Source organism: Eudoraea sp. (assembly GCF_049669105.1).
Classification (GTDB): Bacteria; Bacteroidota; Bacteroidia; order Flavobacteriales; family Flavobacteriaceae; genus Eudoraea.
On sequence record NZ_JBATKE010000194.1, the window covers coordinates 1 to 8,931 of the forward strand.

Annotated in this window: 13 protein-coding genes; 9 read left to right on the plus strand and 4 right to left on the minus strand. The window is 35.9% G+C overall.

Annotation, left to right across the window (positions count from 1 at the left end; all coding sequences use genetic code 11):
• Positions 1 to 366: 366 nt before the first annotated feature.
• From WBM60_RS14690 to WBM60_RS14715, 6 genes are all read left to right on the plus strand, one after another.
• On the plus strand, positions 367 to 915 hold the full coding sequence (locus WBM60_RS14690) for an RNA polymerase sigma factor (protein ID WP_424276696.1): 549 nt from the start codon (positions 367 to 369) through the stop codon (positions 913 to 915).
• Positions 916 to 917: 2 nt separating this feature from the next.
• A complete protein-coding gene (locus WBM60_RS14695; protein WP_424276697.1) occupies positions 918 to 1,463 on the plus strand; it encodes a hypothetical protein in 546 nt (181 codons plus the stop codon).
• A complete protein-coding gene (locus WBM60_RS14700) occupies positions 1,444 to 2,538 on the plus strand; it encodes a hypothetical protein (RefSeq protein ID WP_424259076.1) in 1,095 nt (364 codons plus the stop codon). The genes WBM60_RS14695 and WBM60_RS14700 overlap by 20 nt, the downstream gene beginning before the upstream one ends.
• A gap of 153 nt (positions 2,539 to 2,691) precedes the next feature.
• Positions 2,692 to 3,336 carry a hypothetical protein gene (locus WBM60_RS14705; protein ID WP_424276699.1) on the plus strand — a complete coding sequence of 215 codons (645 nt, stop codon included), beginning with the start codon at positions 2,692 to 2,694 and terminating at the stop codon, positions 3,334 to 3,336.
• Position 3,337: 1 nt separating this feature from the next.
• On the plus strand, positions 3,338 to 3,523 hold the full coding sequence (locus tag WBM60_RS14710; RefSeq protein ID WP_424283263.1) for a hypothetical protein: 186 nt from the start codon (positions 3,338 to 3,340) through the stop codon (positions 3,521 to 3,523).
• A 22-nt stretch (positions 3,524 to 3,545) separates the two neighbouring features.
• Positions 3,546 to 4,268, plus strand: a complete 723-nt coding sequence (locus WBM60_RS14715) for a head GIN domain-containing protein (RefSeq protein WP_424261502.1) — start codon at positions 3,546 to 3,548, stop codon at positions 4,266 to 4,268.
• A gap of 219 nt (positions 4,269 to 4,487) precedes the next feature.
• Here WBM60_RS14715 and WBM60_RS14720 read toward each other — a convergent pair whose 3' ends face one another.
• The 3 genes from WBM60_RS14720 to WBM60_RS14730 form a co-directional block, all read right to left on the minus strand.
• The gene (locus WBM60_RS14720) at positions 4,488 to 5,462 is read right to left on the minus strand and encodes a metallophosphoesterase family protein (protein ID WP_424261504.1); all 975 of its coding nucleotides are present in this window, start codon (positions 5,460 to 5,462) and stop codon (positions 4,488 to 4,490) included.
• A gap of 54 nt (positions 5,463 to 5,516) precedes the next feature.
• Positions 5,517 to 6,317 (minus strand): 3-keto-disaccharide hydrolase, encoded by an 801-nt coding sequence (locus tag WBM60_RS14725; protein ID WP_424261506.1) that lies wholly within the window; start codon positions 6,315 to 6,317, stop codon positions 5,517 to 5,519.
• Between the two features lie 87 nt (positions 6,318 to 6,404).
• Positions 6,405 to 6,914: a lactoylglutathione lyase family protein gene (locus WBM60_RS14730; RefSeq protein WP_424261507.1), complete on the minus strand. Its 510-nt coding sequence runs from the start codon at positions 6,912 to 6,914 to the stop codon at positions 6,405 to 6,407.
• A 219-nt stretch (positions 6,915 to 7,133) separates the two neighbouring features.
• Here WBM60_RS14730 and WBM60_RS14735 point away from each other — a divergent pair, with 219 nt between their 5' ends.
• From WBM60_RS14735 to WBM60_RS14745, 3 genes are all read left to right on the plus strand, one after another.
• Complete coding sequence (locus WBM60_RS14735) at positions 7,134 to 7,607, plus strand: hypothetical protein (RefSeq protein WP_424261509.1); 474 nt, start codon at positions 7,134 to 7,136, stop codon at positions 7,605 to 7,607.
• Positions 7,608 to 7,728: 121 nt separating this feature from the next.
• Positions 7,729 to 8,292 (plus strand): YeeE/YedE family protein, encoded by a 564-nt coding sequence (locus WBM60_RS14740; protein ID WP_424276703.1) that lies wholly within the window; start codon positions 7,729 to 7,731, stop codon positions 8,290 to 8,292.
• Entirely contained in the window at positions 8,289 to 8,702 is a 414-nt protein-coding gene (locus WBM60_RS14745) for a DUF6691 family protein (protein ID WP_424276704.1), read from the plus strand. Before WBM60_RS14740 ends, WBM60_RS14745 begins: the two co-directional genes overlap by 4 nt.
• 22 nt (positions 8,703 to 8,724) lie before the next feature.
• Here WBM60_RS14745 and WBM60_RS14750 read toward each other — a convergent pair.
• Positions 8,725 to 8,931 (minus strand): hypothetical protein (locus WBM60_RS14750; protein ID WP_424283264.1); only part of this gene is annotated, 207 nt, incomplete at its 5' end.

An 8,931-nucleotide genomic window follows, 5' to 3' on the forward strand; every position in this document is an offset into this window, starting at 1 on the left:
ATCTAAAACATTTTGAAGATCGTGTACTTCGTAAAGTAAAAATTTAAGGGTATTGATATCCAGATATTTGTTTTCCATATACTTTTATTAGGTGTCCCGTATTTATAAAATAAGATTACCAATCAAAATCTTAATAAAAATTTCTATTTGCCTGCCAATATTTGTAACATCTAGGCTACAATAGTCGTCACATAACCTCAAGATAGGCATTTCGAATGACATGTAATTTTTGGTAGCCAAAATATCCATTTTGTCAATTTATTTCGAAATTATTTTATTCTGGTGCAACCCTTTCGTTTTTAGCTTGTCTTTAGAAGTGAATGAAATTTATAATTCAAAAATAGAACTAACCAAGGCCTGATCTAGTTGAAAGCCCATATACGTTATACGCATAAATATCTTGTTGAAAAAAGCAAGTTGGGAGATAGAACATCACAATACCAATTGTATGAACTCTATGTGGACGCCATGTACAATGTTGCTATGCGAATGATAGGAATAAAAGAAGATGCTGAGGATGTACTCCAGGATAGTTTTGTTGAGGCATTTAAAAACCTGAAAAACTTTAGGTATGAAAGCACATTTGGTGCCTGGTTAAAGAGAATAGTAATAAATAAAAGCATTAACCACCTTAAAACAAAGCGTATAGCAATCACACCAATTGAAAACCATGAATATTACCTGAATGAAGATGAAAGTGAAAAGAGTGATCAAAAGAGTGAACAAAAGGATATCCAAAAAATCATTAACGGAATTGAAAAACTGCCTGCCGGTTATAAACAGATCATAAATCTTTATTTAATAGAAGGTTATACACATAAAGAGATTGGGCAGATACTCGAGATTTCTGAAGCTACTTCAAAATCTCAGTACCACAGAGCTAAAAAAAAACTAATCACAATTATTACCAGTTAATAATGGACAAATTTGAAAAACATATACGGTCGAACAAAGAATTGTTTGATATACACGAACCTGATAAAGCTAAAATTTGGGGAAATATTTCGGCTCAATTGGATAATCCTCAACCCAAGGTTATACCACTTTGGAGAATATCCATGGTCCGAATTGCTGCCAGTATTTTATTGGTACTAGGGCTATCAGGAATCATAGGCGTGACTTTATTCAATACGGGAAATCAAAAATATCAGGAAGGTCTGGTCACCAAAGAATTACAGGGTATTGATATGCACTATAAGGCTTTAGTCTCTCACCAGATACAGTTGGTAAAAGACCACCCTAGACTCTCAGAAAACGATAAAGAGGAATTTTTAGGTTTTATAGATGAACTGGATGATGAATATGAGGTATTAAAATTGGAAATGAAAAAAAACTTGGACAGCGAAATTGTTCTGGAGGCCATCATTACCAATTATAAAAAAAGAATTGAGCTCATAGAAAATTTATTGCAACAAATAAACGAATCCAAAATAACAGATGAAAATGATGGATACAATTTATAAAAAACTACTGGTTGTAATGGTTATTCTCGCATTAAGCCATTCTACAACGGCTCAGGAGAAAGTAACTAAGAGGCTAGAAAACTCTTTTGAAATGAATGAGGCCGGGAAATTACAGCTTAACAACGAATACGGAAATATTACTGTAAAGGGCTGGGATCAAAACAAAGTTGAAATAGTAATAGACATTACCGTTACCGGTAATAAGAAAGAAAACGCAGAAAGTCTTTTAGAACGCGTTATTCCTGATTTCAGGGTTATGGACAATTATGTGGCGGTCACCTCAGAAATACAGGATAAAAAAACAGGGTTTATTGCCAAGTATTTTACCAGTGAGAGTCCTTTAGATTTTAGTAAAAGTAATCTTAAAATAGACTATATCATTCAGCTGCCTTCCAATACCAAATTGGAGATAAACAACAAATTTGGTGATGTTGTTATTGACGGATGGGTAGGAGATCTTAAGGCAATAGTTGCGCATGGTGATATCTGGATTAATGAGAACATTGAAAATGCAGACATTACCATAGATTACGGGAAATTAAAGGCACGTTCTTTCGGTTACGGTAATCTTAGGTCAAAGAACGGTGATATTACTATTGATGAATCCAGAGACCTACGGATTGATAGCCGTGGCACAAATATTAAAATAGAAAACGTAACTACGCTGGATATCCATTCGAATAAGGATGAAATAACTATAGGAGAAATTGGCTCTATTAGGGGAGAGCTAAAATTTACTACTGCACTTGTGAAAAGTGTTGGTAATACTATTAATATTAGCACTAAGGTCACGGATTTTAAAGTTTCCCGATTTCTTAAACCAGATCCTGAAGTTTTTATTAACCAAGAGTCCTCGGATATCAGTCTTAATATTAGTGGAACATCCTTCGTATTTGATGCCGTTTTGGAAGAGGGATTACTAAGAATTCCTAAGACCTTTGAAAACATTAATTCAAAGATGGTAAATGATGTAAAAAAAATCCGTGAAATTGAAGCTACATACGGGAAAAAAATGCTGGGTAGGGTGTCCTTAATCGGAAATAAAGGCGTGGTAGTACTTAAAGAACAGAAGTAAACTATCCAACTTCCATTAAAATTACGATAACTATCTCTTAAAAAGACCTGATCCAAAATATTAAAATACCATTGTTTAAAAAAAATAAGAAGAAATGCAACTATTTTGAAAACGGATTGTCTATTACTATATCAATCAAATAATAATTAAATCATGATACATCAAAAGTTACTATTTTTTCTCATCCTGTTACAAGTTATTGCCTCTACTAATGCTCAAGAATCTAATGACTACGTGGAGTTTAATGATCGCAAAAATGTGGTACATGGCGTATACCTGGGAATTGCAGGGTCTTATGGTCAAATTGATAAAAAAGACACTTATTTGGGCAGCGTAAAAATAGCTTATGTCGCCAATCAGCAATTCGAAGTGGGAATAATTGGAGTGGGGCTTTATTCGGAACAAAATGCCCAAAGTATTTCATTTTCCAATGGAGACCTTGTTGGTGGTTACGGAGGATTGCATTTAGAGCCCATTTTATTTGGAAAATCCCGGGTTAACATGTCGTTTCCCGTACTTATAGGGGGTGGCGCCGTGGGCTATTTAAACGGGGATATTGATGACCCCTTTACAGACGTTGATCAGTGGGATGCCATATTTGTATTTGAACCTGGGGTCAATGTTCTCTACAATATTTCACGATATGTACAGCTGGAAGCGGGTTTAAAGTACAGGTTTTCAAGCAGCACTGATTTTCAACCCGGCCTGGTTTCTGATATAAATGGTTTCTCTGTAGGAATTGGTGTTAAGGTGGGCGTATTCAATATGGGTAGAAACAGATACAAAAAGAAAATTTAAGATGGAAAAAAATACTCTACCTCCTGGAAGCTCTGCACATTGGCTGATACGCACACAGAATGTATACTCCAAAAACAATAATGTTTTTGTAAAAAATGATACAATAGACGATGAAGGAAACACTGAATGGTCTCCAATAAACTTTCAATGGATACCCCTAATGGGATCAAATAAAAACTTAAAATAGCACTAAAATAAATTATAAGAAAATGAAAAAAACAACTTTATTAACCGGTTTAATCTTCCTCATAGTAATACTGACATCTTGTGAAAAAGAAACTGTAAAGGTTTCTGGCCAAGTAAGCAGGGTTCAAGTAAACCTCAAAGGGTTTACAGGACTGAAAGTGGCCAGTACCTTTAATGCATTTGTTACCTTCTCGGATACCGAAGAAAAAATAATTGTTGAAGCCAATGAAGATATTCAAAATCTTGTTGTTGTAGAAATGAAAGACAACAATCTGGAAATTAAGCTTAAAAAACATACTAATATTCGCGGAAACGCAACAATGAATGTTTACATTACCACAAAGAGCATTGACTATTATCTCGCCACCGGGGCTTCCAAGATAACCCTGGAATCTGAACTAACAGCAGAATCAGCTAAAATTGACTTATCTGGCGCTTCTATTTTTACTGGTCAGTTAAATACTGATAATTTAGAACTTGAAGCTGAAGGTGCTTCCAAAATAGATATTTTCGGGAAAACTGGTGAATTCAAGGCAGAGTTGTCAGGTGGTAGCGAATTGCTCAACTATGATTTTTTAGTCAAAAATTTAACTATTGCTCTTTCCGGAGCCAGTAATGCCCAACTTTCTGTTTCAGAGACAATTAAAATAGATGCTGCCGGAGCCAGCTCACTTACCTATGAAGGAGGTGCTTTAGTAACTGAAAAGCATTTAACCGGAGCCTCACAACTTATTAAAAAAGAATAGATCAAAACAATCAGAATTAATGTAAGTATGATTGGTATTTAGTAAAGTATCATTAAACCAAAAGATACTAAAGGAGCAGCTATAAAAAATGTTTACAGCTGCTCCTGTATAATTTTCACTTCTTTGATAATGTCATTTCGAATGACATTTACCGGTAAATCATCGTCATAGAATCAGGTTGTTATCTTTTAAACCATACTCCTGGAAGCAGGCTAAAGCCTAATCAGGAACTTTACCCGTTTCATCTAAAATTCCTTCCATTTTTAAATGTGTAATTATTGGTTTTTGTGCCATTCTCACCAGGGTTACATGATCATAGGCAAGAGAATCACCCAACTCCTGGCTTCCGCCGGTGGTACCCAGGATCATATAATCCATTTTGTTTCTGATCCTATGTGAAAAGGAATGTAAGTGACCGTTAATTACGGTATAATTTCGATTAGATAAAACTGTTTCCAATTGCCCCAAACCTTTATCATCTTCTCTCCTCCAAAGTGGTTTGTGCATTAAAATAAAAGTCCATTTTACGCTGGGATATTGATTGAGGACCTCTTTAAAATAAAGCAATTGATCCGCACTCATACCTCCAAGTCGACGCTCGGGCATATTGTAATATTCAGATTCTTCATAAATTCCCTCAATATCACCCTTTATAATTTTAAGGGCTTCAGCTCGTGCATGATAAATCTCTAACATCCGTTTTTCAGTATAGTCCTCAGAGTCCATCATTAGAAATAAAACATCTTCGTATACGAAATGATAATAACGTGGCCCAAACCTGTTTTTCCAGAATTCCCTCATCCTTGGATTGGTCAGATCGTGGTTCCCCCCCAAATAAAAAAAAGGCATATTGAGTTTTGAGGTTCGGGCATCAAAAGAATCCCACTCTTTGGCCAGTTGTAAAGAGTCTTCGGTACCTCCATCAATTAAATCGCCCACACTAAGCACAAAAGTAGGATCCAATCTGTTTAATTGGGATACAGCTGTACTGTAAACTCCTTCCCGTTCACCTCCATTTAAATCTGAGATGATTGCAAATGTAAAATCCTCCTCCTCTAATTCAAACGATTCACTGGTCCACGGGGTTGGTCCCATTGTAATATCATGTTCAAATTTTGGTGTGGGTTCTTTATTCGTTTTACAGTTTGCCAGGAACAAACCCAGGAGGATTAAAAATAATTTATAAGATTTCATAGTAATTAAAATTCTTCTTTATAGGCATTGCAAAGGTGGATAATGCCTGATTGATTAATCTAATTTTTTAATTTTTATTTCCCTGAATTCTATGCCCTGACCTTCAGATTGTAGTCCTATGTAGCCTTCTTTTAGTAGTTTACCATCAATTTTGATTGCAGGGTCAAATCCGTCTGCCACTGCTCCTCCTATTTGAGGCTTGCTATACCGCAATACTTCTTCACCATCGACAATATGTATCACAAGAGAATCGGCATAAACCATTAATTCTCCGCTTACCCACTGGTCCCATTTATATGTTTTAGATGAAGAATTGATACAATGTCTTGGATCAATTTTAGTATTATACAGAACATCTGTTCCCGGTGAGCACATATTTCCAGTTGGGCGCGGAACGCCATTCCCTTCATCGGCTAATATTTGGTATTCCACAGAAATAGGCCAGTTCTGGTCTTTTAAAATGGTTTTGGGATCCTGAGAATGAAACATAACCCCACTATTCCTATACGTATAAACAGGAGCATCCTTTAGCCATTGGTCTGTAAATTTATACTCAAACTTCAAGTGATAAGACGAGAATGATTCCTTATAGAAAAGATGGGCAAATCGTTCATCAAATACATCATAATCATCATAGTTAATTTGAATTTTCCCATCGCTTACCCGAAAAGTATTCGCATAGTTATCACCCAATTCATGGTGATGCACTTTTACTACCCAGCCCTCCAGGTTCTTTCCATTAAAAAGGTATTGCCAATCTTCTGAGGCCTTACCGCCTTTTGCAGTGTTTACAACCACACAAGATATGGTACTTAAAATAGCCGCAATGAACAGTATTGATTTTAATTTTTTCATCTTCGATTAATTTTACTTCTCAGGAATAGGTTCCATGCATTGTACCCTTACATCCATTTGGATTAAGAACCAACCAGTATCCGTTTTTTAGTCCTGATAGGCTCCGGAAGAATACGTCAATTCATAACTATGGGTATATATCTCGAATACTACGCCAAAAGGATCTTCCACATAAACCATTTTGTATGGCTTTTCATTTGGGTAGTACGCTCTAATCGGCATACGTTGTTTTCCACCGTATTCAACAATTTTATTTGTCAAAGCCTCTATTTCCGGGTCCTGGACACAAAAATGAAAAAGTCCTGTCCTAAAAGGGGAAAATTCCGGTTTCTTGTTATCCATATCAGGAAATGAAAACAACTCAATTCCTATCCCATCTGAAGTAGACATATGTGCAATTTCAAAAGTTTCCCAATGCTCTCCAAAAACATCTATGCACATTTGGCCAATAGCAGTATCTCTTTCTTTTGTGACTTTTGAAGGTGGCATTATAACATACCAACCCATTACTTCCTCATAGAACTCAACCGCTTTTTTAATATCCGGTACCGTAATACCAATATGTGAAAATGACCTGGGATAATTACTTTTATTCATAATTCAAGGGTATAAAATAAAAAGATAAAATTACATGCACTGTTTAAAATACATTTATCCAAATCTAATAGTTTTTCTGCTATTCAATTGTTATTATTTACTGCTGCGCGCATAATATAAAACCGCTATTCCTATTGGTTGCGCTATTCCAATTACAAAAACTGATCTATTATCATCAAAAACATTTACTTTTGAATAATTACAAAAAATATTAAAGTGATGAAAAAGATCAAGGTTTTAATACCCCTAATTGTCTTTATATTTATTTTTCAGGCTTGCTCATCAGACGATAATGCACCTATTGTGGATAACAATGATGCTGTTGTGGGTACCTGGAATTTGGCCGAACTAAATATTAATCCACCTCAGGATATTAACGGAGATGGGAATTCGACTTCGAATATTTTGACAGAATTACCCTGCGCGACAGGAACACTTGAAATTAATGGTGACGGTACCTGGAGTTCTACTGTTGTTAATTTAGAAATTACTACCATAACAGGAGGGCTATTCGATATTAGGTGCAGTAATACAAGTAATAACTCTTCAGGAGTCTGGCAATTTCAAAATTCGCAACTGTCTTTATTTTTAAATAGCACCTTGTTTTTATATAACCTTAATGGTAATAGGTTAACCAATACTACTAACGAGGACCTGCCAGGTTTTATGAGCGAAGTTTACGAAAAACAATAATCGAATCTGTCTTCTTTCAAAATGTTTAAAGGCGTAAGGCATGTCTTATAAATCGTTTCTGTGTAATTTATATTTCAAAAATCCGACAATTATTGAGTTATATTTATTTTAAATAAAGGAAATGGAGTATCTGCTTAAACCCTGGCCCTGGTATGTTTCGGGCCCTTTAATAACACTAATAATGTTATTGCTGATTTATTTCGGCAAAACATTTGGCATGTCAACTACCCTGAGAACCCTATGCAGTATTGGTGGTGCCGGAAAATATTCTGATTTCTTCCGCTTCGACTGGAAAGCGTATCGTTGGAACCTTGTTGTAGTTCTGGGCGCTATTATTGGCGGCTATATAGCTGTTAATTTTCTGTCTGATGGTTCCACCATAGCCCTAAATTCTCAAACCGTTGCGGACCTTAGCCAACTTGGATTTGTCAATGCAGGTGAAACACTTTTACCTGCTGAAATCTATGCATGGGATAATGTTTTAACCGTTAAGGGCATGGCCATTCTTATTATTGCAGGTTTCCTGGTTGGTTTTGGAACACGCTACGCGGGCGGTTGTACTTCGGGTCATGCTATTACAGGACTCAGTAATCTTCAATGGCCTTCGTTAGTTGCAGTGGTTGGTTTTTTTATAGGGGGTTTAATAATGACCCATTTTCTTCTACCCATAATATTCGGACAATGAAAGTTATAAAATTCTTTTTAGTAGGTATTTTCTTTGGGATTGTCCTCGTAAAATCTGAGGCCGTTTCCTGGTACAGGATTTATGAAATGTTTAAATTTCAGTCGTTTCATATGTACGGCATCATTGGTTCTGCAGTGTTTTTGGGCGCTTTATTTGTGTGGTTATTTAAAGTATTTGGCGTGAAAAATATAGAAGGGAATCAAATATATCTGATTCCAAAAGACAGTGGCTTTATTCGTTATATTGTAGGTGGCACTGTTTTCGGTTTTGGTTGGGCACTTGCTGGTGCTTGCCCCGGTCCCTTGTATGTTCTGTTTGGCACGGGGGTAATAAGTATGCTGATTGTTATTGCAGCAGCAGTATTTGGAACATTTGTATACGGTGTACTAAAAAACAAACTTCCTCATTAATAAATGCGGCTGTTTAAATTCATTATCCCATTATCACTTCCACGGTATGTTCCTTACCCTTTTCCAGAATGGGAACAATATTGGAATTAATGGGTGTCCCATTTACCAGAATTTTTTTTATCCCCTTACTTATATGATCCGGGTTCTTAACATGGATATTATACGTAACATCCCTAAACACCCTTTTCATCTTAAACCCATCCCATTTAGAGGGGATACAGGGGTTAAT